Source organism: Photorhabdus kayaii, from assembly GCF_025384895.1.
GTDB lineage: Bacteria > Pseudomonadota > Gammaproteobacteria > Enterobacterales > Enterobacteriaceae > Photorhabdus > Photorhabdus kayaii.
Map to the genome: position 1 here is coordinate 1 of NZ_JAJAFZ010000235.1, position 508 is coordinate 508.

Here is a 508-nt window from a genome sequence, read left to right on the forward strand (position 1 = left end):
GTCGACCTGAGAAGCATTTCCTTGACGGCGGGGAAGGATATTACTCTGACCAGTGGCGGCACGCTTGATGTGAGTAAAATAACAGCAGATGACCCCTATGAATATGAAAATGAACACGGAACGGGTTATGAAAAGCATTATGAATATGAAAATGCTGATGACGAGGAAGACGAACAATCTTACCCACAATTTCAATTACCCATAGCGAGCAGTATCATCACTGCCGGCAATAATTTAACCCTTAATGCTGGTGGTGACATTATTGATACTGAGGCAACTTTGTCGGCAAAAGGGGTGACTGCCATTGTCAAAAACAACGCAGAGTTACATTCACCGTCAGAGAGGTATAACTCAGTTGAAGGGAAATATACGCCAGTCACTTCTGCGCTGATTGCATGTGCGTTAAGCCATGCTCCTCAACTGACCATAAACGCCTCAGAAGTAGAAGGAGAAGTCCCAGGGATTAAACTGGCGGATAAGCAAACTCGGATCACCTCGAAAAACAATC

1 protein-coding gene is annotated in these 508 nt (G+C 44.7%); it reads left to right on the forward strand.

All coding sequences use genetic code 11. The features are described from left to right. Nucleotides 1-508, forward strand: a 508-nt coding sequence (locus LGZ98_RS24095; RefSeq protein WP_262978768.1) for a hypothetical protein, incomplete at both ends; no start/stop codon positions are given.